Source organism: Janthinobacterium agaricidamnosum, assembly GCF_003667705.1.
Classification (GTDB): Bacteria; Pseudomonadota; Gammaproteobacteria; order Burkholderiales; family Burkholderiaceae_D; genus Janthinobacterium.
This window is the reverse complement of sequence record NZ_CP033019.1, coordinates 2,037,711-2,060,746: the sequence shown is the minus strand read 5'-3', so window position 1 is coordinate 2,060,746 and position 23,036 is coordinate 2,037,711. Positions and strand designations below refer to the sequence as shown.

The window sequence follows — 23,036 nt, the reverse complement described above, 5'->3', positions numbered from 1 at the left end:
ACGACTAAAAATATCCAGGAAAATAATGCAATCAACGACAGCCTTCTCATCTTCGCGCCAGCCCGCCTTGCGCGCCCTCCCCCGTTTATTACACATCAGCCTGCTCAGTCTTGCCGCCGGCGTGGCCCTGCCGGCACAGGCCGCCGACGCCGCCGCAGCCGACGTGACCATGCCCGCCGTCACCGTGCTGGGCCAGTCGACCGCGACGACGGAAGGCACGCAGTCGTACACGGCCGGCGAAGCGCGCAGCGCCACGCGCATGGACCTGTCGCTGCGCGAGACGCCGCAATCGGTCAGCGTCATCACGCGCCAGCTGCTCGACGACCTGGGCGCCGTGCGGCTGGACCAGGCGCTGGCGCAGACGACAGGCATCCAGGTGGGCCAGAACGACACGGAGCGCACGACATTTTATGCGCGCGGCTTCGGCATCAACAATCTCCAGATCGACGGCATGGCGCGCGGCGGCAATGCGCCGCTGCAAGACACCATCCTGTACGACCGCATCGAAGTCGTGCGCGGCGCCACGGGCCTGATGGGCGGCAAGGGCGACCCGTCCGCCACCATCAACATGATACGCAAGCGTCCGGCGAAGGACTTCCAGGCCAGCGCCGGTCTCATCATGGGCCGCTGGGATGACCAGCGCTTCGAAGCCGACCTGTCCACGCCCCTGAACGCGGAGGGCAGCGTGCGCGCACGCACGGCCCTGGCCTGGCAAAAACGCGATTCCTACCTGGACATGTATCACGAGCGCAAAACGGTGGGCATGGCCATCCTTGAGGCGGACGTGCGTCCCGGCACCCTGCTGACGGCGGGCGTCGACTTCCAGGACAACAAGCCGACAGGCGCCACCTGGGGTGCCGTGCCGTACTGGAATGCGGATGGCAGCCTGGCCAGGTTGCCGCGCAACACCAGCCTCACGACGCCCTGGAGCACCTGGGCCAACAAGCAGCACACCATCTTCACGTCGCTGGACCAGCGCCTGCCCGGCAACTGGAACATGCACCTTGGCTATGCGCGCACGGAAAGCACGAACCGCACCACCGTCGCCTATGCGGGCGGCGGCAAGCCCGATCCGGCCACGGGCGAAGGCATGCTCCTGTGGACGGGCGCCTATGGCCCGGGCAAGACCACGGGCGATAATTTCGACGTGTACGCCAGCGGCCCGTTTACCTTGCTGGGGCGCAAGCATACGGCCATCGTCGGCTGGAACGGCGGCAACCAGCGCGCCCGCTCGCTGGGCGGCGAGGCGGAAATCAACTACCCGAACGTCGTCCCCGATTACCGTAGCTGGACGGGCAACATCCCCCGCCCCGTGTTCCACCCGGACGGCTCGCACACGGAAACCGTCACGCGCCTGGCAGGCGGCTACGTGGCCACACGTTTGAGCCTGGCCGACCCGCTGCACCTGATCATCGGCGCGCGCAGCAGCACTTACCGCACCGATACGCGCAGCTACGATACGCGTGGCGCGTACACGGGCAGCGGCGACTTCGTGGAAACGCGCAATGAAGTCACGCCGTATGTGGGCGCCGTGTTCGATATCAACAAGCAGTATTCGGCCTACGCCAGCTTCACGCAGCTGTTCAACCCGCAATCGAGCAAGGACCGCAACAACAAGTTCCTGGCGCCGGAAACGGGAGACAATGCGGAACTGGGTATCAAGGGCGAATTTTATGAAGGCAAGCTGAACGCGTCGGCCGCCCTGTTCCATACGAAGAAAAAGAACATGGCGGAACTCGACCGCACGGTGCCGCCCGGCTTCTTGCTGCCCGACGGCGGCCAGGCCATGGCGGCCAATGGCACCGGCGTGACGGCCAAGGGCGTCGAGTTCGACGTCTCCGGCCAGTTATCGCCCGCCTGGGAAGCGAGCGGCGGCTATACCTATCTGCACGCGGCCGAGGCCGATGGCCGCCGCGCCGCCACCACGCAGCCGCGCCACCTGCTGCGCCTGGCCACCAGCTACCGCTTCGACGGCCGCCTGGCCGGTTTGAGGGCGGGCGCCAGCATGACGGCGCAAAGCGCCACCTACAGCGAATCGTGGTACGGCCGCCCGCCATCGGGAACCATCACCGACATTCCGCAAGCGGGCTATGCGCTGGTCAACGCCATGGCCAGCTATGCGCTCAACCGCCACGCCAGCGTGCAGCTGAACGTGAATAACCTGCTCGATAAAAAGTACTACCGCAACGTGGGCTTCTTCGACGGCGTCTTCTGGGGCGAACCGCGCAACATCAGCCTGAGCTTGCGCACGATGTTTTAAGCGCGCCAGTGCGCGGGCGCCGGCAGGGTAAAGCCGTCGAGCAAGGGACCGCCCACGGGCGCCAGCACGGCGGCGGCGACTTGCCCGAACGCGCGCTGGCCGGCCGGCAAGTCGGCGGCGGCCAGGCGCAGCGCGCCGTCGAGCTGCCCGGCGATGACGGCGTCGAAGGCCTGCAGGCGGCGGAACAGGTGCTTGCCGCCGCCGCTCCACTGCCCCGCCGCGCGCAAGTGCAGGTCGGCCAGCGCTTCGTACAGCTGGCAAGCGACGGCCAGCGCCTCGCCCGGGTGCGTGCTGTCGACCAGGTCTTCCAGCGCGGTGGTGATGGCGTAGCGCCGGCGCTGCAGGTTTTCCGCGTCGAGCACGGGCGGCCCGGCCGTGACGAAGGCGTGCGCCAGCGCGTGCAGCTGCGCATAGGCGTCGCCGGCGGCGACGATGTTTTCCCCTTCCGCCACCATCATCGCCAGCGGCACCGTGCCGCCGGGCGCATCCATTTCCTTGCAGAAATACGTGAACGTGGCCACGTCGTGCGCGAACAATTCCACTGTGCGCCCCTCGGCCACGATGGTGTCGCGCCAGGCGCAATCGACGTGGTCGAACAGCAGCAGCAAGTCGATATCGGAAGTAGGCGTTTGCCGGCCCGTGGCGAACGAGCCGCCGATGATGGCCGCCACGGCCGTGGGATAGCGCTCGTGCACCAGCCTCTGGGCAATCGCGCGAATGGTCTCATAGGTGGGGATCGTCGTCAAAGCCGGTGCTCCATGTCGATAAAACACTATCCTACACGCAATACGCAGGCTGCCGCCAGCCTGCTACACTGGCGCCATCTGATCAAGGAACCAACATGGAATACGACTGCATCGTGGTGCCCTCGCCCGTGGGCGAGCTGACCCTGGTGGCGCGCGGGGAAGCCCTGGCCGCCATCCTCTGGGAAAACGACAAGCCGAACCGCGTGCGCCTGGGCGCGATGCGCGTCGATGACGGTTGCGCCGTGCTGCAGGAAACGGCGCGGCAGCTGGATGAATATTTTGCCGGCACGCGCCAGCATTTTGAGGTGCCGCTCGATTTTGCCGGCACGCCATTCCAGCAGGAAGTCTGGCGCGCGCTGCTGACGATACCGTACGGCCAGACGCGCAGCTATGGCGAGATCGCGCGCCAGATCGGCCGCCCCGCCGCCGTGCGCGCCGTGGGCGCCGCCAACGGCAAGAATCCCATTTCCATCATCGCCCCCTGCCACCGCGTCGTCGGTGCCACGGGCGAGCTGACGGGCTTTGCGGGCGGTCTGCATGCCAAGGAAACCTTGTTGGCGCTGGAAGGCATTTCCCTGTCCAGCGACCGCGAAGCGCTGAAAACGGGCCACGCCCGCCGCCGCGCCGTGCATGTCGATACGGCGCAAGGCTGTTTATTTTAGGCGGCGCCATCGCTCCCCATGTGGGATACTCACGCCCTCCGTTCAAGCCAACACATCCTATGCCTTACCTTGTCATCGCGTTCTTTGTCGTACTGTACTTACTCGCCACCTTCTTTTTCCACATCCCCGCCCTGGTTGCCCTCGTGTATGGCGTGCTGAGCCTGGGATGCTTCGTTGCCTATGCGATCGACAAGTCCGCCGCCAAGGAGGGCCGCTGGCGCACCCCGGAGCGCACCTTGCTGCTGCTGGGACTGCTGTGCGGCTGGCCGGGCGCCGTGCTGGCCCAGCAATGGCTGCGCCACAAGTCCAGCAAGCGCTCGTTCCGCATCGTGTTCTGGATCACGGTCGCCCTCAATATCGGCGCTTTCGTGTATTTCAGCATGCATTACGCGGCGCCCGATATCGGCACGGACGTCGCCCCCATCGAGTTATAAGGTCACTCTCCCAGCAGGCGCAGCGATTCCAGCCAGTCCGCCTTCCAGTCGCGCAGCAACGTTTGCGTGGCGAACGCCTTTTTCAAATGCGCCATCGGCACGCGGTGCACATCGTGCAAGCCGAACGCCAGGGTCACCGGATGCCACAAATGGCTGTTCTTGCCGCCACGCGAATTCTTGCGCACGCGCGCGCCATCGTCGCCAAAGATGCCCACGCCGCTGGCCATGCCTTGGTCCAGGTCGACCTTGCCCACGCCGGCAAAAGCAGTCAGGATCTGTTCGCGCCCCAGGCCTTTCAAGGCGCTGGGCAAGACCACGGGCGCCTTGTCCGCTGCCGTGTCGACCGGCTGCGGATGCTGCAGTTCCTTGAGCAAACGCAACAGGTCGCGCTCCTGGAAGTGCAAGCCGTCCAGCGGCACGCGCAAGCCCTGCCCCTTGAGTTCAATGGGGAGATTGCCCGAGTCGCGCGTAAAACGCAGCCAGACATCACCGGCGCCCGCGGCCAGGTGCTGCTTGTCCTCGATGAACACGACGGGCGCCGCATAGCGCGTCACGCCATCATGGAACAGCTCGGCCCAGGCTACGCTGTAGTCGAGCCAGATAAACGGCAAGCCGCCCTGCTCGAGCAGGCGCGCCAGGGTCCACGGGGTGCCCGTCTGTTGCGCCAGCCAGGCGCAGGCTTCGGTTGCGGTGGCGCGGTATGGCAGGGATGGGGAAGTCATGGCAATTCCGTCGGTCAAAGTGGAGCGCAGTGTAGCAGACGCCGCCCTGCTCTCTTGCGGCAAGCGCGGCGGGCGCGCTTTTTTCGCGCGATGTGCTAGGCTGGTAGCATCAGCCCGCGCCATCGCCTCCCGGCTACCTGGCGCACCACCGCGAGGGAATCACCATGCATTCGAGCACCAACGCCGCCACCACGCCCGCCCCGCCACCAGAGCGCGATTCGCCCACGCCGGCGGGCGAAAGCCACGCCGAGGAAGCGCTCGATGAAGCGCTGAAGGAGAGCTTTCCGGCCAGCGACCCGATCGCCATTGCCACCCCAAAACCGGTCAGCAAGTCGCCGGCCTGAGTCCCCTGCCTTTCCTGGCCGGCCAGGAAAGGCCCCGGTTGCACAAGGCCGGTCACCAAGGTCACGCCAGCAATTTGAACACGCGCATGTCCTGCATCATGCTGTCCGCCTGCTCCTGCATGCTGGCCGCTGCCGCCGCCGACTGCTCGACCAGGGCGGCATTCTGCTGGGTCACTGCATCCATCTGACTGATGGCCTGATTCACCTGTTTGATGCCATCGTTTTGTTCCTGGCTGGCGACGGCGATTTCCCCCATGATGCCGGCGACTTGCTGGACAGAGGAGACGATTTGCTTCATCGTGCCGCCCGCTTCATCGGCCAGATTGCTGCCAAGCTCGACTTTTTCGACCGACTCGGCAATCAGCTGCTTGATCTCTTTGGCGGCCGTGGCGGAACGTTGCGCCAGGGCGCGCACCTCCGATGCGACGACAGCAAAACCGCGCCCCAGCTCACCGGCGCGCGCCGCTTCGACAGCCGCGTTCAGGGCCAGAATATTCGTTTGAAACGCGATGCCGTCGATCACGGAAATAATCTCGACGATACGGTTCGAGCTGTCCTTGATGGATACCATGGTCGCGACGACACGTTCGACCACCTGCCCGCCCTGCACCGCTACCGCTGAAGCCGACAAGACCAGTTGATTGGCTTGCTGAGCGCTTTCGGCATTCTGCTGCACATTGCTGGTTAACTGCTGCATCGCCGACGATGTTTGCTCCAGTGCACCGGCCTGAGCCTCGGTTCTGGCCGAGAGGTCCAAATTGCCAGCAGCAATTTCCTGCGAGGCAGTCGAGATGGTTTCAGTACCACCACGCACACGGCCCACCGTATGACGCAGGCTCTCCGTCATGCTTTTCAGAGCACGCATCAATTCGCCCGGCTCGTCGCGATAGTCGGTCGCGATATGGCTGCGCAGGTCACCGGAAGCGACAATGCGGGCAACGTGCACGGCGTCCTGCAGTGGCTTGGTAATACTCTTGCTAATGAGCACAGCCACCCCAATCGCCGTGCCCAGCGAGACCAGCAGTATCGCCAACAGCAAGCTGCCCGCCACCGTGATGCGCGCGCTCGAATCCGCCTCTATCGCCGACGCGCGTTGGCTGGTCATCTCGACCAGTTGCTTGATGGCCTGCAGATGCTGGGCGTAGCTGATCGTCATTTTTTTCATCGCAACGGTGGCGCCGGCCTTGTCCTGTGCCTCTATTGCGGGGATGAACTGTTGCAGTGCAACCGTGTAGAAGGCCAGCGCCGGCGCATGCGCCTTGTTCAGCAGCAGCCCGGCGATATCGGCATCCAGTGTCGCGCCCTTCCAGAATGCATGGCGCTCATCGTAATCACGTTTGAGCGTGTTAAATCGTGCGATTAACTGCGCCTGTTCGGCACGATCCTCGGTCGCCAGCAGCTGAAAACTGACCAGATAGGATTCCAGTATGTACTCCGGCGGTGGCAACACGTCCGCAATCAGATCCTTGCTTTGCACTATTTTCTGATAAACAGGGCCGTTCACTTTCCATTCTTGCAGAGTCTTGAACGACCACAGGCCATAGAGGATGAAACCGACCGAAAAGATCACAATCAGTACAGCCAGACGGTGCGTTAGCTTGAGTCCCCTTATCATGCTCATAATATTTTCCTTGAATTAACTATGCTTGCCTCTGGTTCAGCTACCGAGATGACATTGCTCTCGCATGAGTGAGAGGCGATCATTCGAAGTCAAGTTCCTTGCCAAATCGTCACTCTATATTTATAGGAAGCAACTTATTTTACAGCTTAATTTTGGCGATTTAAAGTAAATTTAATAAAAATAAATGAAAACAACAAAAACAAAACAAAAATCACAAATTTATTATCAAATGATGTGAAGTGTGCAAGGGCAAGTGTTAGCGAATTTCCGCCTGTGCAGACCGGCTCGATCCGCGGACGTACGTCGCGTCGATGACAATGCAGGGAGCGGGCAATGAAAAGCCGTGCGTTCGGCACGGCTCAGTGAAGTTCTGCCGGTACGGCGGCGAATACCGTGTTGGCCGTACAACAAATCTTTCCTCTTTCACGGCATGGCGGGATTTGCTTGACTGAAATCCGCGAAAAACCATAAAAATGCCCCGCCGGGCGGCAATGGCAAAACCATTGCACCGGGCGGGGCAGATCAAATTCAGGCGCGACTAGTTCGGCGTGTCGCGGTACTGCTCGGGCGTCGTGTCGCCATCGGCGACTTCATACCACATCGCATTGAGCACGGCGAACGTCGCCGCCAGCGGAAGACCCAGTATCCAGGCGAAGTACCACATAATTATTTCCTTTCTTCAATTCCAGCTTGATCGTTTTTACTATCAAACTAACGACACCTAACAAAACCGTAGTGAGCGGCAGCGATTTGTGGTCGAGAAGCGCAACCGTACTCCAGTACGGTGAGCATCGCCGGCCGCAAAGGGCGACGCGCAGTAGGTTTAGTCAGGTGTTCTCAATAAGCGTGACCGCTGTCGTCTTCGATGGCTTTGCCGTCAACCTTACCCCACAGCACTTTATACACCCACGTCGTATACGCCACGATGAGGGGGATGAAGACGGCCGTGACGACCAGCATGATGAACAGGGTCATGTGGCTGGACGAGGAATCCCACACCGTCAGGCTGGCGCGCGGGTCGATCGACGATGGCAGGATGAACGGGAACATGGCCGCGCCCACGCTGAGGATGATGCCGGCGATGCTGGCCGCGCTGGCCAGCAAGGCGGGCACTTCGCGGCGCGCGCGCAGCAAGGCGAACGCCAGCAAGGGACCCAGCAAACCGGCCGCAGGGGCGATCCAGGTCCACGGATGGGCGGCAAAGTTGAGGAACCAGGCACCCACGTGCACTTGCGCCGTTTTCAGCATCGGGTTCGACGGGCCATCGACGACGACGGCGCTGGTGACGCGGTAGCCATCGACCCACAGCCACAGGGCCACGCCGGCTGCCGCATACAGCACGACCGTGGCGATTGCCGCCACGCTGCCGTAGCGGCGCGAACGTTCCGCCACGGCACCGTCCGTTTTCACTTGCAGCCAGGTGGCGCCATGCATCACCAGCATGGCCACCGAGACGAGGCCGCACAGCAAGGCGAACGGGTTGAGCAGCGCAAAGAAGCTGCCGTCATAGAAGATATGCATGTCCGGCGAAAAACGGAACGGCACGCCTTGCAGCACGTTGCCGATGGCCACGCCGCAGATCAGGGCCGGCACGAAGCCGCCCACGAACAGGGCCGCGTCCCAGCGGGCGCGCCAGCGCGGGTCTTCGCGCTTGCTGCGGAATTTGAAGGCCACGGGACGCACGATCAGCGCCACCAGGATGACGAACATGGCCAGGTAAAAGCCCGAGAACGAGACGGCGTACAGCTGCGGCCAGGCGGCAAAGATGGCGCCGCCGCCGAGGATCAGCCATACCTGGTTGCCTTCCCATACGGGGCCGATGCTGTTGATGATGACGCGGCGCTCGAGGTCCGTCTTGCCGGCGAACGGCAGCAGGATGCCCGTGCCCAAGTCGAAGCCGTCCGTGATGGCAAAGCCCACCAGCAATATGCCGATCAGCAGCCACCAGATCAGGCGCAGGGTTTCATACGAAATCATTTCATGCAAAATCATGGTCTGGTCCTCCTCAGGCGCGTTGAGTATGAATGGCTGCGGCCGCTGGCACGGGAGCCCGCGGCGTCTCTTCCGGCCCCTTGCGGATGGCCTTGAGCATGAGCTTCATCTCGATAATCAACAGCACGGTGTAGATGGCGGCAAAGCCGGCGATGGTAATCAGGAGCGTCGACGCCCCCAGGTTGGAGACGGCCACGGCCGTCGGCAGCACGCCTTCGATGACCCACGGCTGGCGGCCCACTTCGGCCACGATCCAGCCCGCCTCGATGGCCACCCACGGCAACGGGATGGCGAACACGGCCAGCTTCAGCAGCCAGCGGTGCTTGTCCAGGGTGCGGCGCGTCGACAGAATGAAGAAGGTGCCGGTCAACAGGATAAAGAACATGCCCAGGCCCACCATCACGCGGAAGGACCAGAACAAGGGCCCCACGGGCGGCACGGTGTCGAGCGCGGCCTGGCGGATCTGCTCGGGCGTGGCCTGGCGCGGATCGTCGACATAGCGTTTTAATAACAAGGCATAGCCCATGGACTGGCCTTTCGACTCGAACACGTCCTTCGCCTCTTGCGGCACGGGGCTGCCCGGCGCCACGCTGCGGATGGTTTGCAGCGCGTCATACGCCTTGATGCCATCCTGGATCAGCAGCTCGCCGCGGTCGACCAATTGCTCGATGCCGGGGATTTCCGTCGTCAGCGAACGCGTGCCGATCAAGCCCATCACCATCGGGATATGCACGGCGTAATGCGTCTCGCGCGCTTTCGCGTCGGGAAAGCCGATGGCCGTGAAGGCGGCGGGCGCCGGCTCCGTGGTCCACATGGCTTCGATCGCGGCCAGCTTCATTTTCTGGTGTTCGGACGACAGGTAGCCGCTTTCATCACCGAGCACCACGACCGACAAGGTGGCGGCCAGGCCGAACGAGGCGGCCACCGTCATCGAGCGCTTGGCCAGCTGTACATGGCGGCCCTTCAGCAGATACCAGGCGGAAATACCCAGCACGAAGATGGCCGCCGCCGTATAGCCGGCCGACACCGTGTGCACGAATTTCGCCTGTGCCACGGGGTTCGTCAGCACGGCGCCGAAATCCGTCACTTCCATGCGCATGGTCTGCGGATTGAAGGCCGCGCCGACGGGATTTTGCATCCAGCCGTTGGCGATCAAAATCCACAGGGCCGAGAAGTTCGAGCCGATGGCCACCAGCCAGGTGGTGACCAGGTGGCCCCGCTTCGACAGCTTGTCCCAGCCGAAGAAGAACAGGCCGACGAAGGTCGCTTCCAGGAAGAAAGCCATCAAGCCCTCGATGGCCAGCGGCGCGCCGAAAATGTCGCCCACATAATGGCTGTAATAGCTCCAGTTCATGCCGAACTGGAATTCCATGACGACGCCCGTCGCCACGCCCATGGCGAAGTTGATGCCGAACAAGACACCCCAGAACTTGGTCATGTCGCGCCAGATGGGACGGTTCGTCATCACATAGACCGTCTCCATGATGGCGAGGATCACTGACAGCCCTATCGTCAGCGGAACGAATATAAAGTGGTACAGAGCTGTCAGCGCGAACTGCAGTCTGGATAAAGCGACAATATCGAAGTCCATATGATTTCCTTGGTATTTCCCTACTGTGTGTAAACTTGGTATCTATCTGATGCGATTCGATTGGTCCGCCGCCCTCACGCTGGCATACGGACCGCCTGTGTCTCCAGTCTTCCCTTCACTCCTTAATCTGCGCGCAGGCCCGCCAGCGCCGCCTCGAAGGCTGGCGTGCCACGGCGCGCGTCGCCGACGATACGGCCATCGCGCAGGCTGATCAGCCGGTCCGCCAGCGCCGCTTCGCGCCGCAAGTGGGTGGCGATCAGCAAGCTGCGCCCTTCGCAGCGCGCGCCCAGGCGCTGCAGGACATCGATCGCCGTCTGCGCATTGAGCGCTTCCGTCGCCTCGTCCAGCAGCCACAAGGTCGATGCGTGCAGGAACAGCCGCGCCAGCGCCAAGCGGCGCGCCTGGCCGCCCGACAAGCCCAGGCCGCCCTCGCCCAGCATGGTGTCCAGGCCGCCCGCGAAGGCGCGCACTTCGTCCTCCAGGCCGGCCGCCTGCAGCGCCGCCCACAGCTGCGCATCGCTGGCGGACGGGTCGGCCAGGCGCAGGTTGTCGCGCAAGCTGTCCTGGAACAGTTCCGTCTTCTGGGTGAATAAACAGGCGCGGCCCGCGTGCACCGTGCCCGACAACGGCGCCAGCTCGCGCGCGGCGATGGCCAGCAAGGTCGACTTGCCCGCGCCGCTGGGGCCGATCAAGGCCACGCGTTCGCCCTCGCCGATGTGCAGGGAAACATCATGCAAGATGGCGACATGGCTGCCCGCATGTGCGCCGCTGACATGTTCCAGGCGCAAGCCCGGTGCGCCGTCAGCCGGCGGCACTGCGATCTCCTGAGCATCGAGGCGCGGCGCCAGGCGGTGCATGGCCAGCAGCATGCGCCCCGCTTCCAGCGCGCCGCGGCGCAGTCCCGCAAACGGTTCCACGGCCGTCAGGGCGATCAGCAGGGCCAGGGCCGCCAGCGGCACGTTCAGCGCCTGCTGCTGCACCAGCGCGGCCACGGCCAGCAGCACCCCTGCCAGGGTCGCGCTGCCCGCCACGCCATACGCGGCGCCCGCCGCCGTCTCCAGGCGCAGCAGGGCAAGATCGGCTTGCGCCAGCGAGCGGTCGATCTGTCCCAGCGCGGCGCACTGGGCGCCGATGCGGCCCGCCATCACCAGGTCCGTCTGGCCCGCCACCAGGTCGATGGTGGCGGAACGCAGTTTTTCGATGGCGCGTGTACGCACGATGGCGGGACGGCGGGCGCCGCGCGCCAGAAGCCAGCTGATGCCGCCGCCGGCGGCCAGCAGCCACGCGGCCAGGCCCAGGCCCAGCTGCCACTGCATCACGCCCAACGCCACGCCGGCCAGCAGGGCCACGCACAGTGCCGTGAAGGCGGGCACCAGCAGGCGCAGATACAGCGATTCGAGCGCGTCGATATCGGCCGTCAGGCGGAACAGCAGCCTGGCGGGCTGGCGCAGCAGGCGGCCGGCCGCTTCCGGACGCGACCAGCCGCGAAACAGCTGCACGCGGATGGCCGCCAGGGCGGCGAACGTGGCGTCGTGCGTGACGAGGCGCTCCGCATAGCGCGAGCCAGTGCGGCCGATAGCCAGCAGGCGGATGCCGGCCGACGGGCCGAACACGTCGAAGACGATGGCGGTGGACGCGTGCAAGCCGGCGATCGACGTGGCGGTAATAAACCAGCCGGACAAGCCCAGCAAGGCCATGCCGGCCACGTCCGTCAGGGCCGCCAGCATGGCGCCCCCGATCAGCTTGCGGGGCTGGGCCAGCAGCAATTGCCGCAGCACGGGGTGCGATATCAGCGATGTTTTCATGCGCGCGCCTCTGCCTTCTGCGTCTGCGCATGCGCCTGGGCATCAACTTGCACCGTGCGCTGCAACCGGCCAGCCAGCACGGGGTCGTGCGTGGCGACAAGCATGGTCTTGCCTTTTGCCAGGGCCAGCAAGGCGTCCGTGACGCGCGCCGCCGTTTCGCTGTCCAGGTGGGCCGTCGGTTCATCGACCAGCAGCAAGTCCGCATGCGGATGCAGGGCCACGCGGGCCAGGGCCAGGCGCACGGCTTCGCCGCCGGACAAGCCCTGGCCGCCATCGCTGAGCATGACGGCCGGCTGCGCCTGCGCCACGCTGGCCAGGTCGGCCAAGTGCAGCGCCTGCGTCACGTGCGCGGCGTTCGCACCTGCCCGGCCCAGTGTCACGTTCTGGCTGACGGACGCGGCAAACACGTGCGGACGCTGGCCCATCCAGGCCATGCGCTGGCGCACGGTATTGACGGTACCGTCATTCAGGCGCACGCCGCCGATGCGGATGTCGCCGCCGCCGGCGGGCAGCAAGCCGGCCAGCAGGGACAGCAAGGTGGTCTTGCCGGCGCCGCTGGCGCCCAGCAGGGCCACGTGTTCGCCGGCGCGCACGCTCAAGTCCAAGCCGTCGAACACGGGCGCTTCGCCGGGATGGGCAAAGCGCAGTTGATGGATGTCAATGGCAGGCGGCGGCGCCACCGCCATGGCGGCGGCGGAGACGGCGGCAACTTCCGCACCAAAGCCCGGCAAAGGCACGCCCTCGGCGGCCAGATCGTGCAGTCCGGCCAGGCCCGCCTCGCCGGCCGCCTTGTCGTGCCAGACGGCGGCCAGCTCGCGCAGCGGCTCGAAGAACGCGGGCGCCAGCAGCAGGATGAACAAGCCCTGCCCCAGGCTCAGTTCGCGGCCCCAGGTGCCGAAATCGAGGCTGCCCAGCAGCGAGAAGCCGATGAAGGCGGCCACCATGGCCACGCCCAGCGCGGAAAACAGTTCCAGCACGGCGGACGACAAAAAGGCGATGCGCAGCACCACCATCGTGCGCCGGCGCACGGATTGCGACGAGGCGTCCAGCCGCGCGACCGTGGCATCGACGGCATCGAGCGCGCGCAAGGTGGCCAGGCCGCGCAGGCGGTCCAGCAGAAAGGCGTTCATGCTGCCCATTTCCACCATCTGCGCGCGGCTGGCCGCCTGCGCGCCCATGCCCACGAGGGCCATGAAGACGGGAATCAGGGGCGCGGCGATGAGCAGGATCAAGGCGGCGATCCACGACAGCGGCGTCACCACGGCGAGGATCACGAGCGGCACGAGCATGACTTTCCAGCGCGCCGGCTTGTAGCGCACCAGATACGGCACGATGGCTTCGGCCTGCTCGGCGATGACGCTGGCCGCCTGGCCTGACTGGGCGCGCTGGCGGTCCAGCGGCGAACGGCGCGCCAGCGCCTGCGCCACTTGCCCGCGCAAGGTGGACAGGTGCGCGCGCGCGGCCGCATACATGCGCCGCGCGCCCCACGCTTCGCAGCCGGCGCGCAGCATGCCCAGCAGCAGCACGCCGGCGGCCGGCAACAGGGCCGCGCGCCACGGCGCGCCATCGAGCATGGCTTGGACGGCCCAGGCCAGCAAGGCCGCTTGCGGCAGCCACAGCAAGGCGGCGCCGCCTTGCGCCAGACTGGCGGCACGGGGAAGAATAAAGCGGGGCAAGGACAGTGGCGAGGTCGTCATCTTATATTTTTTGAGTTTTCAGAATTTTCTGTAAATTCGATTTTTTGTATAATACTGCGAAACATGACATATATCAATTGACCCTGGCGGTTTGGCGTGAAAAAATTCAGATAATTATGAAAACTCAAAATATCCAAATGACGCCGCTGATCCTGACCTTCGTCAGCCATTTCGGCGAGATGGGCAGCCGCTGGGGCTTTAACCGCACGGTGGGGCAAGTGTACGCCTTGTTGTTTGTCGCGGAGCATCCTTTGCACGCGGATGAAATCGCGGAGCACCTGAGTTTTTCGCGCTCGAACGTGAGCATCGGCCTGAAGGAATTGCAGGGCTGGGGCTTGATCCGCCAGTCGCGCATCCCCGGCGACCGGCGCGAATATTTTTCCTCGCTGGGCGACGTGTGGCAAATCTTCCGCGTGGTGGCCGCCGAGCGCCGCCGCCGCGAGGTGGCCCCTACCCTGACGGTGCTGCGCGAAGCGCTGCTGGCGCCGGCCACGGAACCCGTGGATCAATATGCCCAGGAGCGCATGCGCGAAATGTATGAACTGGTCGACCTGGCCAACACCTGGTTCGACGACTTGCAGCGCCTGTCGCCCGAATCGATGGCGCAACTGATGAAAATGGGCGCCAAGGTACAAAAGCTGCTCAACGCCAAGGATCGCCTGTTTGGCGTCAGCAACAACAGCGACTGAAGCACGCGCCTCCCCTTTTCCCAAGTCCTAACGCCGCTAGCACAAGCTGGCGCGCCTTGTCACGCTATTTCCTAACGTCATGTTGGCCATCGCTAGCACATCCATACATAGCCGCATGCGATGTTGTCAAGCAAACCAATAGAATTATTAAAATTGTATTAATTTACATCAAGAGTAAGCTTGCATTTGCGTACCCAGTACGCGCAGGAAATAGCAGCTAAAAACGGGCAATGGGATGACTTCCCCGGCAGGCAGGGGCGTATCCCTACACGATGTAGCAACTGTCTCAAGCACAAGGGGATTTTCATGAAAAGCATAAAAAGCATTGCCGTCAAGGCATCCATGCTGGCCGCAATGACCGTACTGGCAAGTGCAGCGCAAGCGGCCACCTGGGTCGATGTGGGGCCGGCCAGCGGTTTCGTCATTGCCGGCAGCACCGTCACCTATTCGCCATCACCGGCATTGGAGGTGAAATATTATGACGATAATCTGGTGCCGCAGAGCCCCTCGGACATCCAGGGCTACATCAATGGCGTGTTCGGCAGCAGCCTGGGCGCCGCCGTTTCGTATTGCGACAGCGCCACTTCGGGCTGCACTGCCGGCACCACGGCAGGCCTGAGCGGCGGGGTCAATTCCTATACGAGCGCGGCCGCCTATGACTATCTGGCCATCCACTTCGGCCAGGGCGAACTGGTGTTCCACTGGGCCGCGCCAGTGGCTGCCGGCACCACGTTCACGGTGGCGGGCCTGCCCAAGGACCTGAGCAACTACAGGGCCTTCATTTCCGCCGTGCCGGAACCTGAAACCTATGCCATGCTGCTCGCCGGCCTGGGCCTGCTGGGCTTCCTGGCACGCCGCCGCCAGGGAAAGTAAGCATCACCAGCGGCAGCGGCGCAACATCGCCCGCTGCCGCCTCCATGCCAGCCGCATCTTTACACCGCGCTTGCGGCGCCAGGCACGCTTTTTACACCATTTTTAGATCCCCCTCGCTATGCTCGACGGCATCCACTGCTGATCGACGAGGGAGATCTCATGCACGAACAACCGTTTCAGCCACGCGCGCGCAGCGTGATCCGCCAGCACTTGCCCGCGCGGGAACGGCTGCGCCTGGCCCGGCTGGCCAGCAAGAAAATGGGGTCGCTACTATCCGCGCTGCTGTGCGCGGCGCCGCTGTTATATTTGCTGAGCGTGGTACTGTTTGCGCAGCCGTGACACGGCAGGCAGGCAAAAGATGAAGAGTGATGGCAATGCGACAGGCTGTCGCGTGCATGACCAGCATGAACTGGTCCGCCCAGAGGGAATCGAACCCCCATTCACGGTTTAGAAGACCGTTGTCCTATCCGTTGAACGATGGGCGGAAAGGTGCAGCATTTTAGTCTATGCGCGCCAGCAATGCCAAGGCGTCGCACAATAGAAAACGGGCTGTCATTTCTGACAGCCCGCTTATGACTTTGGTCGGAGTACAAGGATTCGAACCTTGGACCCCCTGGTCCCAAACCAGGTGCGCTACCGGGCTGCGCCACACTCCGAAGACAAGATAATAACGCCCCTGCCCAATTTCGTCAATTGCCCCAGGCGAATTAGATGGAAATAACTATCGCGCCTGCTTGAAGAGGCTTGCTGAAAACGTTCAGGGCAAGGCAGTGCAACGCCGCCTTGGGCGTTTTCAGCTGCCGACCTTGTCGGCGATGCGGCGCGCCATCGACTCGGCCTTCTCCTTGTCCTTCGCCTCCACCATCACGCGGATCAGCGGTTCGGTGCCCGAAGCGCGGATCAGCACGCGGCCCGTGTCGCCCAGTTCGGCCTCGACCAGTTCCTTCTCGGCCACCATGGCAGCATTCTTCTGCCAGTCGAAACCGGGCGCCACGCGCAGATTGATCAGGGTTTGCGGGAACAGCACCAGTTCGGCCAGGCATTGCTGCAGGCTTTGGCCGCTGCGCTTGAGCGCGGACAATACTTGCAGCGCAGAGACGATGCCGTCGCCCGTCGTGTGGCGGTCCAGGCACAGCAAATGGCCCGAGCCCTCGCCGCCCAGTATCCAGCCCTTTTCCTTCATGACTTCCAGCACGTAGCGGTCGCCCACCTTGGCGCGCGCAAAGCCGATGCCCTGCTGCTTGAACAGCACTTCCAGCGCCATATTCGTCATCAACGTGCCGACGGCGCCGGCCACGGGACCCGTCGCCAGGCGGTCCTTGACCATGACGTACAACAATTCGTCGCCGTTGTACAAGCGGCCCGTGGCGTCGCACATGATCAGGCGGTCGGCATCGCCGTCGAGGGCGATGCCCAGGTCCGCGCCGTGCTCGACGACGGCTTCGGCCATGGCCTTGGTTGCCGTGGCGCCAAAGCCCGCGTTGATGTTGAAGCCATCGGGCTTGTTGCCGATGGCGATGACTTCCGCGCCCAGTTCATGGAAGACGTGCGGCGCGATATGGTAGGCGGCGCCATGCGCGCAATCGACGACGATCTTCAGGCCGCGCAAGTCCAGCTCGTTCGGGAAGGTACTCTTGCAAAATTCGATGTAGCGGCCCTGGGCATCGTCGAGGCGCTTGGCGCGGCCCAGCTTGTCCGACGCCACGCAAGCCATGGGCTCGTCGAGCGCCGCTTCGATTTCCAGTTCCACGCTGTCGGGCAGCTTGGTGCCCTGGCCGGAAAAGAACTTGATGCCATTGTCGTGATACGGATTGTGCGAGGCGGAAATGACCACACCAGCCGACAGGCGCAGCGCCCGCGTCAGGTAAGCGATCGCCGGCGTCGGCATGGGGCCGGCCAGCATCACATCCACGCCGGCGGCCGACAGGCCCGCTTCCAGCGCCGCTTCCAGCATGTAGCCGGAAATGCGCGTGTCCTTGCCGATCAGTACCGTCGGACGCGCCTTGCCGCCCTCCGACTTGGCCAGCACCTTGCCGGCCGCATAACCGAGGCGCATGACGAAATCGGGGGTGATCGGAGCGGTGCCCACCAGGCCGCGGATGCCATCGGTGCCAAAATATTTACGCGTCATAAATTTCTCTTTTGTTGTTTATAATGAATCTTACAGCTTCAGTGCGCCATGCGCCAGACCTTCAGGGCATCGACGGTTTCTGCTACATCATGCACACGAATAATTTCCGCGCCTTGCGCTACCGCCGCAAGCGCACCGGCAACACTGCCGGCCAGGCGCTGCTCGACGGGACGTCCCGTCACGGCGCCGATCATCGACTTGCGCGACAGGCCCGCCAGCACAGGCAGGTCCAGCTCGCTGCGCAGCTGGCGCGTGGCGCGCAATAAAGCGTAGTTCTGCTCCACCGTTTTGCCAAAGCCGAAGCCGGGATCTACGCACAGGCGTTCGCGGGCGATGCCGGCCGCCGTCATGGTGTCGATGCGTTCGCGCAGGAAGTCGATGACTTCGCGCACCACGTCGTCGTACTGCGGCTGGGCTTGCATGGTTTCTGGCACGTTTTGCATGTGCATGATGCACAGCGCGCAATCGCTGTCCCGCACGGCCTCGATGGCGCCTGGCGCGCGAAAACCGTTGATGTCGTTGATCATGTCGGCGCCCGCCAGGATGGCTTCGCGCATGACTTCCGGCTTGTACGTGTCGACGGACAAGGGCTTGCCGCAGTCGCGCAAGGCGTACAGCACCGGCATGACGCGCGCAAGCTCGTCCTGCAGCGGCAGCGGCGGCGCGCCGGGGCGGCTCGATTCGCCGCCGATATCGATGATGTCGGCGCCATCAAGCATCATCTGCTCGGCGCGCGACAGGGCAAATTCCAGGTGCTGATACTGGCCCGCATCGGAAAACGAGTCGGGCGTGATGTTCAGGATGCCCATCACCAGCGCCTGCGCGCCGGACAGGTTGAAGCCGAAACGGCCGAATTGCAAATAGTGTCGCATGTGAATCTTTGTAGTCGTCAGGAAAAAACTGCTGCGGCAACGAAAAAGGGCAAGGATTGCTCCTTACCCTCGTTCTTGCCATCCCCTTGCGTGCCGCCCGTCAGGGCCGCACTAATCAGGCTGGTGCCGTCACGTTTGGCGAGATGCCGCCCGTGCCGCTGTCGCCCGCATTGCGGCGTGGCGGAATGACTTTCGGTGGACGCGGCTCCAGGCCGGCCATGATGTCATTGATTTGCTCTGCATCAATGGTTTCCCATTCCAGCAAGGCTTTCGTCATCATTTCGACCTTGTCGCGGTTGCCTTCCAGCAAGGTGCGCGCCAAAGCATATTGCTTGTCGAGAATGTTGCGGATTTCAGCATCGACCTTTTGCTGGGTCGCTTCCGAGATCGTCTTGGTGGCGCCACCGAAGAAACCTTCGTTTTCGCTGTCTTCGTAGACCATCACGCCCATGCTGTCGGACATGCCGAAGCGGGTCACCATGGAACGGGCCAGCTTGGTGGCGCGCGAGAAGTCGTTCGACGCGCCGGTGGACATCTGCCCCACGAAAATCTCTTCGGCAATACGGCCGCCGAACAGGATGGAAATTTCTTCCAGCATCTTGTCCTTGTAGGCGGACAAGTTGTCGTGCTCCGGCAGCTGCCAGGTCAGGCCCAGGGCCCAGCCGCGCGGCATGATCGTCACTTTATGCACGGGATCGGCCTTCGGCAGCAGTTTGGCGACGACGGCGTGACCGGACTCATGGTAAGCCGTGTTGCGACGCTCTTCCTCGCGGATGATCATCGATTTACGCTCGGGACCCATGTAGATCTTGTCTTTCGCATCTTCAAAGTCAGCCATTTCCACCAGGCGCTTGCTGCGGCGGGCGGCGAACAAGGCTGCCTCGTTGACCAGATTGGCCAGGTCGGCACCCGAGAAACCAGGCGTACCGCGGGCCAGGATATCGGCTTTCACATCGGTACCGATAGGCACTTTGCGCATGTGCACGTTCAAGATCTGTTCGCGGCCGCGGATATCGGGCAAGCCGACGGACACCTGGCGGTCGAAGCGGCCCGGACGCAGCAAGGCTTTGTCGAGCACGTCGGCGCGGTTGGTGGCGGCCACGACGATGACGCCGGAGTTCGCTTCAAAACCGTCCATCTCGACCAGCAACTGGTTCAGGGTCTGTTCGCGCTCGTCATTGCCGCCGCCCATGCCGGCACCGCGGTGACGACCGACAGCGTCGATCTCATCGATGAAGATGATGCATGGCGAATGCTTTTTCGCGTTTTCGAACATGTCGCGCACGCGGCTGGCACCCACGCCGACGAACATTTCCACGAAGTCAGAACCGGAAATCGAGAAGAACGGCACCTTGGCTTCGCCGGCGATGGCGCGCGCCAGCAGGGTTTTACCCGTGCCAGGAGGACCGACCATCAGCACGCCGCGGGGAATACGGCCGCCCAGTTTCTGGAATTTGCTCGGATCCTTGAGGAAGTCGACCACTTCGTTGACTTCTTCTTTCGCTTCGTCGCAACCGGCGACATCGGCGAAGGTGACGGTGTTGCTGGCTTCATCCATCATGCGCGCCTTCGACTTGCCGAACGAGAATGCCCCGCCCTTGCCGCCGCCTTGCATCTGACGCATGAAGAAGACCCAGACGCCGATCAACAGCAGCATGGGGAACCAGGAAACAAAAATAGTTTGCAGGAAAGACGCTTCCTCGGGCGGACGCACATCGAAATGCACGCCATTGTCGCGCAAGTCGCCGATCAGGCCCTTGTCGAGGCTGGTGGCAGTGGTACGCACCTTGGTGTCGTCCATCAGCTTGGCGGTGATCGACGAACCTTCGATCACGACATCTTTGACGCGCTTGGCTTTGACTTCATCCAGCAAATCGGAATAAGCGATGGCCTTGCTGCCGCCTGTGGCGCCATGACTGTCGAATTGCTTGAACAGCATGAACAACAGCAGCAATACGACTACCCAGATGGCAGATTTGGAAAACATGTTATTCACGAAGACTCCTTGGATGCAGTGCGCATCTCTTTACCTATAGCTAGAAACACGATTTTACTCGCAATAAGCGGGCCGTGCCAAAGCCCGCCGATCCGTGCGCGCGAAAAAACCGCGTTCACGCAAAAAAATGCAGTATAAACAATTTAGGCTTTTATGCCATCAGACGCTACTGCACTTCTCGTTCCCATGTGCGGATTCCCGCTCAAATATCAAGGGCGGGATCATCTTCTTCTACGGCATTTTTCAGCGGATTCTTGATTCCACGGCCCATCAGGAAGATTTCCGACGATTTATCGCGGCTGGCCTTCGGCTTTTTCTGTACCACGACCTTGAATTCAGCACGGAATTTCTCCACGATCTGGCTGAAACCCATGTCTTTAAAGCATTTCACCAGCAATACGCCAGACGGCTTCAGGTGCAATTGCGAAAATTCGATGGCCAGGTCGATCAGATGTTCCATGCGCGCGGCATCCGCCGTGGCAATGCCCGACAGGTTGGGCGCCATGTCCGACAGGACCAGATCGACCTTGCGGCCTTGCAACACCACTTCCAGCTGGCGCAATACGCGCGCTTCGCGGAAGTCGCCCTGGATGAAGTGGAAATCGGCGATCGGCTCCATTTCCAGCATGTCCAGGCCAATCAGGGTACCATTGACCCCGCCGCCATCCTTGCCGGCCAGCTTGCGCCGCGTGTACTGGGCCCAGCTGCCGGGAGTACAACCAAGGTCGACAATCACCTGGCCAGGTTTGATCAGTTTCTCGTCTTCATCGATTTCTTTGAGCTTGTATGCTGCCCGGGCGCGGTAGCCCTCTTTTTGCGCCAACTTCACATAAGGATCATTTATGTGGTCGTGCAACCAGTTTTTGTTTAATTTCTTCTTTGCCATTCGCGTAGAATACTGCTTTTAAGGGAATTACTAAATATTATTATGCTAAAACTTACACCCGTAGAGCGCAGCGCACTGCGCGCCGAAGCACACGCGCTGAAGCCTATCGTCATCATTGGCGAAGCGGGCTTGACACCTGCTGTCCTCAAAGAGATCGACCTTGGCCTGGATTCGCACGGCCTGATTAAAGTCCGCGTGTTCGGCGACGACCGCGAAGCCCGCGTCGGAATGTACGATACGATTTGCGGCAATCTCGGCGCCGCCCCGGTACAACATATTGGCAAACTGCTGGTAATCTACCGTCCGAAAAAAGAAGTGGTTAAGGAGAAGGTCAGCGCCGGCAAAGGCATGCGCGAAGTGACCATCGTCAAGGCCAGCGCCAGCGGCACCAAGCGCCCGAGCGTGACGAAAGTCATGATCAAGGGCAATGAGCGCGTTACCGAAGGCGGTTCCATCAAGCGTGCCAAGCCACGTCAGAAAAGCGCCAAGAAAAGCGCACTGGGCAGCAAGTAAGCCTGTTCACCCGGCCACCGCGAGGCGGCCGGGCTTGAAACAAGAAGCGGAGCACGGGATATCCCCTGCTCCGCTTTTTTATTGCAATTGCGCTTGTCGGATTACACGGCGCCAAGGCGCCGCTAATCCGACCTACGATATCGACCATCAGTCATGTAGGTCGGATTAGCGCGCAGCGCGTAATCCGACAACACCACAGCCGATTACTGCTGTTTCCAGATCAATACGCCCGCCAGCAGGCTCTGCACGGCAAAGATCAGGGTCGACACGCCATGCAGCATACCGAAGCGGCTGCGCATGGCCTCGTCCATGATGCCCGACGGCGCTTGCGCCTTGAGTTCGGCCATCAGCGGCGTGATGCCGAAATGGCTGAGCAGCGCGCACACCAGCATGGACAGCACCAGCGCACCCAGCAGGCGGCGGCGCTTGAGCTCCAGCGCACCGGGCGCCCATTGCAGCAAGGCCAGCAGTACCAGCGCACAGACGATGGACAGCCACGCCTCGGCGCGGAACATGCTGCCGGCGATGTTTCCTGCCAGCACGCGGTCGCTCAGGGTGCCGAACAGGGTGGGCGCCACGACGAAGCCGATGGTCCACAGGCTGCCCGCCCACAGGGTGGCAACGAGGAAGCGCACGCGGCCCAGCATCAGATGTACAGTACTTCCAGGATCTCGTATTCGCGCGGGCCGGACGGCGCCTGCACTTCCACCACGTCGCCGGCGTACTTGCCGATCAGCGCGCGGGCGATCGGGGACGTCACGGACACCTTGTTCATTTTCAGGTCGGCTTCATCGAGGCCCACGATCTGGTACGTGACTTTCTGGCCCGATTCCAGGTCTTCCAGGTTCACGGTCGAGGCAAACACCACGCGGCCTTCCGCGTCGAGCGCGGTCGGGTCGATGATTTGCGCTGCGCCCAGCTTGCCTTCGAGCTCGGCGATGCGGCCTTCGACGAAGGCCTGGCGTTCCTTGGCGGCATCGTACTCGGCGTTTTCCGACAAATCTCCGTGCGAACGCGCTTCGGCGATCGCATCGATGACGATGCGGCGTTCCTTGGTCTTCAAATGATGCAGCTCTTCCTTCAGGAGTTCTGCGCCGTATTTGGTCAATGGGACTGAGGTCATGTTATCTCTACTATCTGCTAGTTATCGGCGCCGTTGTCCGTGTTTTGCCACGGTTAACGGACTTACCAAGTGAAAACCA

General features: G+C 62.7%; 22 protein-coding genes and 2 tRNA genes. 8 read left to right on the top strand and 16 right to left on the bottom strand.

Annotation, left to right across the window (positions count from 1 at the left end; all coding sequences use genetic code 11):
• The first annotated feature begins 25 nt into the window (after positions 1 to 25).
• On the top strand, positions 26 to 2,260 hold the full coding sequence (locus D9M09_RS09505) for a TonB-dependent siderophore receptor (RefSeq protein ID WP_121669141.1): 2,235 nt from the start codon (positions 26 to 28) through the stop codon (positions 2,258 to 2,260).
• On the opposite strand, the gene D9M09_RS09500 is transcribed toward D9M09_RS09505, so the two are convergent.
• A complete protein-coding gene (locus D9M09_RS09500; RefSeq protein WP_162995618.1) occupies positions 2,257 to 3,006 on the bottom strand; it encodes a nucleotidyltransferase domain-containing protein in 750 nt (249 codons plus the stop codon). The two genes, D9M09_RS09505 and D9M09_RS09500, sit on opposite strands and share 4 nt — an antisense overlap.
• A 95-nt stretch (positions 3,007 to 3,101) precedes the next feature.
• On the opposite strand from D9M09_RS09500, the gene D9M09_RS09495 reads away from it, so the two are divergent.
• Complete coding sequence (locus D9M09_RS09495) at positions 3,102 to 3,668, top strand: methylated-DNA--[protein]-cysteine S-methyltransferase (protein WP_121669139.1); 567 nt, start codon at positions 3,102 to 3,104, stop codon at positions 3,666 to 3,668.
• Between the two features lie 59 nt (positions 3,669 to 3,727).
• On the top strand, positions 3,728 to 4,102 hold the full coding sequence (locus D9M09_RS09490) for a DUF1294 domain-containing protein (protein ID WP_070222081.1): 375 nt from the start codon (positions 3,728 to 3,730) through the stop codon (positions 4,100 to 4,102).
• 2 nt (positions 4,103 to 4,104) lie between these two features.
• Here D9M09_RS09490 and D9M09_RS09485 read toward each other — a convergent pair whose 3' ends face one another.
• Positions 4,105 to 4,824: a hypothetical protein gene (locus D9M09_RS09485; protein WP_121669138.1), complete on the bottom strand. Its 720-nt coding sequence runs from the start codon at positions 4,822 to 4,824 to the stop codon at positions 4,105 to 4,107.
• Between the two features lie 164 nt (positions 4,825 to 4,988).
• On the opposite strand from D9M09_RS09485, the gene D9M09_RS09480 reads away from it, so the two are divergent.
• Positions 4,989 to 5,168 (top strand): hypothetical protein, encoded by a 180-nt coding sequence (locus D9M09_RS09480; RefSeq protein WP_070222083.1) that lies wholly within the window; start codon positions 4,989 to 4,991, stop codon positions 5,166 to 5,168.
• Positions 5,169 to 5,229: 61 nt separating this feature from the next.
• Here the strand turns inward: D9M09_RS09480 and D9M09_RS29915 are convergent, their stop codons facing one another.
• The 6 genes from D9M09_RS29915 to cydD all read right to left on the bottom strand — a co-directional run bounded on the left by D9M09_RS29915 (position 5,230) and on the right by cydD (position 13,874).
• Positions 5,230 to 6,789, bottom strand: a complete 1,560-nt coding sequence (locus tag D9M09_RS29915; protein ID WP_275527856.1) for a methyl-accepting chemotaxis protein — start codon at positions 6,787 to 6,789, stop codon at positions 5,230 to 5,232.
• A gap of 538 nt (positions 6,790 to 7,327) precedes the next feature.
• Complete coding sequence (gene cydX, locus D9M09_RS09470; RefSeq protein WP_070222085.1) at positions 7,328 to 7,453, bottom strand: cytochrome bd-I oxidase subunit CydX; 126 nt, start codon at positions 7,451 to 7,453, stop codon at positions 7,328 to 7,330.
• A 173-nt stretch (positions 7,454 to 7,626) separates the two neighbouring features.
• Entirely contained in the window at positions 7,627 to 8,781 is a 1,155-nt protein-coding gene (gene cydB / locus D9M09_RS09465; protein WP_070222087.1) for a cytochrome d ubiquinol oxidase subunit II, read from the bottom strand.
• A 13-nt stretch (positions 8,782 to 8,794) separates the two neighbouring features.
• Complete coding sequence (locus D9M09_RS09460; RefSeq protein WP_070310931.1) at positions 8,795 to 10,372, bottom strand: cytochrome ubiquinol oxidase subunit I; 1,578 nt, start codon at positions 10,370 to 10,372, stop codon at positions 8,795 to 8,797.
• A gap of 122 nt (positions 10,373 to 10,494) precedes the next feature.
• Positions 10,495 to 12,177, bottom strand: coding sequence for an amino acid ABC transporter ATP-binding/permease protein (locus tag D9M09_RS09455; RefSeq protein WP_121669137.1), 1,683 nt, complete (start codon positions 12,175 to 12,177; stop codon positions 10,495 to 10,497).
• Positions 12,174 to 13,874, bottom strand: a complete 1,701-nt coding sequence (gene cydD / locus D9M09_RS09450) for a thiol reductant ABC exporter subunit CydD (RefSeq protein ID WP_121669136.1) — start codon at positions 13,872 to 13,874, stop codon at positions 12,174 to 12,176. Before cydD ends, D9M09_RS09455 begins: the two co-directional genes overlap by 4 nt.
• Before the next feature lie 137 nt (positions 13,875 to 14,011).
• Between cydD and D9M09_RS09445 the strand changes: the two genes are divergently transcribed.
• The 3 genes from D9M09_RS09445 (at position 14,012) to D9M09_RS09435 (ending at position 15,775) form a co-directional block, all read left to right on the top strand.
• Positions 14,012 to 14,563 carry a GbsR/MarR family transcriptional regulator gene (locus D9M09_RS09445; protein WP_175444744.1) on the top strand — a complete coding sequence of 184 codons (552 nt, stop codon included), beginning with the start codon at positions 14,012 to 14,014 and terminating at the stop codon, positions 14,561 to 14,563.
• Positions 14,564 to 14,869: 306 nt separating this feature from the next.
• Complete coding sequence (locus D9M09_RS29590) at positions 14,870 to 15,436, top strand: PEP-CTERM sorting domain-containing protein (protein ID WP_230505431.1); 567 nt, start codon at positions 14,870 to 14,872, stop codon at positions 15,434 to 15,436.
• A gap of 159 nt (positions 15,437 to 15,595) precedes the next feature.
• Complete coding sequence (locus D9M09_RS09435) at positions 15,596 to 15,775, top strand: hypothetical protein (protein ID WP_070219514.1); 180 nt, start codon at positions 15,596 to 15,598, stop codon at positions 15,773 to 15,775.
• A 71-nt stretch (positions 15,776 to 15,846) separates the two neighbouring features.
• On the opposite strand, the gene D9M09_RS09430 is transcribed toward D9M09_RS09435, so the two are convergent.
• The 6 genes from D9M09_RS09430 to D9M09_RS09405 form a co-directional block, all read right to left on the bottom strand.
• A tRNA-Arg gene (locus tag D9M09_RS09430) sits at positions 15,847 to 15,921 on the bottom strand.
• A gap of 94 nt (positions 15,922 to 16,015) precedes the next feature.
• Positions 16,016 to 16,092, bottom strand: a tRNA-Pro gene (locus tag D9M09_RS09425).
• A 137-nt stretch (positions 16,093 to 16,229) separates the two neighbouring features.
• A complete protein-coding gene (glmM, locus tag D9M09_RS09420) occupies positions 16,230 to 17,567 on the bottom strand; it encodes a phosphoglucosamine mutase (RefSeq protein ID WP_070219515.1) in 1,338 nt (445 codons plus the stop codon).
• 38 nt (positions 17,568 to 17,605) lie between these two features.
• Complete coding sequence (gene folP / locus D9M09_RS09415) at positions 17,606 to 18,439, bottom strand: dihydropteroate synthase (protein WP_070219516.1); 834 nt, start codon at positions 18,437 to 18,439, stop codon at positions 17,606 to 17,608.
• Between the two features lie 115 nt (positions 18,440 to 18,554).
• Positions 18,555 to 20,435: an ATP-dependent zinc metalloprotease FtsH gene (gene ftsH / locus D9M09_RS09410; protein ID WP_035817778.1), complete on the bottom strand. Its 1,881-nt coding sequence runs from the start codon at positions 20,433 to 20,435 to the stop codon at positions 18,555 to 18,557.
• A 202-nt stretch (positions 20,436 to 20,637) separates the two neighbouring features.
• Positions 20,638 to 21,321, bottom strand: coding sequence for an RlmE family RNA methyltransferase (locus D9M09_RS09405; RefSeq protein WP_070219517.1), 684 nt, complete (start codon positions 21,319 to 21,321; stop codon positions 20,638 to 20,640).
• 42 nt (positions 21,322 to 21,363) lie between these two features.
• On the opposite strand from D9M09_RS09405, the gene D9M09_RS09400 reads away from it, so the two are divergent.
• Entirely contained in the window at positions 21,364 to 21,834 is a 471-nt protein-coding gene (locus D9M09_RS09400) for a YhbY family RNA-binding protein (RefSeq protein WP_010397237.1), read from the top strand.
• Positions 21,835 to 22,037: 203 nt separating this feature from the next.
• Here the strand turns inward: D9M09_RS09400 and D9M09_RS09395 are convergent, their stop codons facing one another.
• Positions 22,038 to 22,481, bottom strand: coding sequence for a DUF4149 domain-containing protein (locus D9M09_RS09395; protein ID WP_175444743.1), 444 nt, complete (start codon positions 22,479 to 22,481; stop codon positions 22,038 to 22,040).
• A complete protein-coding gene (greA, locus tag D9M09_RS09390) occupies positions 22,481 to 22,957 on the bottom strand; it encodes a transcription elongation factor GreA (RefSeq protein ID WP_034757428.1) in 477 nt (158 codons plus the stop codon). Before greA ends, D9M09_RS09395 begins: the two co-directional genes overlap by 1 nt.
• Between the last annotated feature and the right edge of the window lie 79 nt (positions 22,958 to 23,036).

Bases quoted from the DNA above. Each gene is read 5' to 3' on its own strand.
- D9M09_RS29915 (WP_275527856.1), bottom strand. From the start codon at position 6,789: ATGAGCATGATAAGGGGACTCAAGCTAACGCACCGTCTGGCTGTACTG.
- D9M09_RS09480 (WP_070222083.1), top strand. From the start codon at position 4,989: ATGCATTCGAGCACCAACGCCGCCACCACGCCCGCCCCGCCACCAGAG.
- D9M09_RS09445 (WP_175444744.1), top strand. From the start codon at position 14,012: ATGACGCCGCTGATCCTGACCTTCGTCAGCCATTTCGGCGAGATGGGC.
- D9M09_RS09485 (WP_121669138.1), bottom strand. From the start codon at position 4,824: ATGACTTCCCCATCCCTGCCATACCGCGCCACCGCAACCGAAGCCTGC.
- glmM (WP_070219515.1), bottom strand. From the start codon at position 17,567: ATGACGCGTAAATATTTTGGCACCGATGGCATCCGCGGCCTGGTGGGC.
- folP (WP_070219516.1), bottom strand. From the start codon at position 18,439: ATGCGACACTATTTGCAATTCGGCCGTTTCGGCTTCAACCTGTCCGGC.
- D9M09_RS09435 (WP_070219514.1), top strand. From the start codon at position 15,596: ATGCACGAACAACCGTTTCAGCCACGCGCGCGCAGCGTGATCCGCCAG.
- D9M09_RS09400 (WP_010397237.1), top strand. From the start codon at position 21,364: ATGCTAAAACTTACACCCGTAGAGCGCAGCGCACTGCGCGCCGAAGCA.
- greA (WP_034757428.1), bottom strand. From the start codon at position 22,957: ATGACCTCAGTCCCATTGACCAAATACGGCGCAGAACTCCTGAAGGAA.
- cydD (WP_121669136.1), bottom strand. From the start codon at position 13,874: ATGACGACCTCGCCACTGTCCTTGCCCCGCTTTATTCTTCCCCGTGCC.
- cydB (WP_070222087.1), bottom strand. From the start codon at position 8,781: ATGATTTTGCATGAAATGATTTCGTATGAAACCCTGCGCCTGATCTGG.
- D9M09_RS09455 (WP_121669137.1), bottom strand. From the start codon at position 12,177: ATGAAAACATCGCTGATATCGCACCCCGTGCTGCGGCAATTGCTGCTG.
- D9M09_RS09490 (WP_070222081.1), top strand. From the start codon at position 3,728: ATGCCTTACCTTGTCATCGCGTTCTTTGTCGTACTGTACTTACTCGCC.
- D9M09_RS09395 (WP_175444743.1), bottom strand. From the start codon at position 22,481: ATGCTGGGCCGCGTGCGCTTCCTCGTTGCCACCCTGTGGGCGGGCAGC.
- cydX (WP_070222085.1), bottom strand. From the start codon at position 7,453: ATGTGGTACTTCGCCTGGATACTGGGTCTTCCGCTGGCGGCGACGTTC.
- D9M09_RS09505 (WP_121669141.1), top strand. From the start codon at position 26: ATGCAATCAACGACAGCCTTCTCATCTTCGCGCCAGCCCGCCTTGCGC.
- D9M09_RS09495 (WP_121669139.1), top strand. From the start codon at position 3,102: ATGGAATACGACTGCATCGTGGTGCCCTCGCCCGTGGGCGAGCTGACC.
- D9M09_RS29590 (WP_230505431.1), top strand. From the start codon at position 14,870: ATGAAAAGCATAAAAAGCATTGCCGTCAAGGCATCCATGCTGGCCGCA.
- D9M09_RS09405 (WP_070219517.1), bottom strand. From the start codon at position 21,321: ATGGCAAAGAAGAAATTAAACAAAAACTGGTTGCACGACCACATAAAT.
- D9M09_RS09460 (WP_070310931.1), bottom strand. From the start codon at position 10,372: ATGGACTTCGATATTGTCGCTTTATCCAGACTGCAGTTCGCGCTGACA.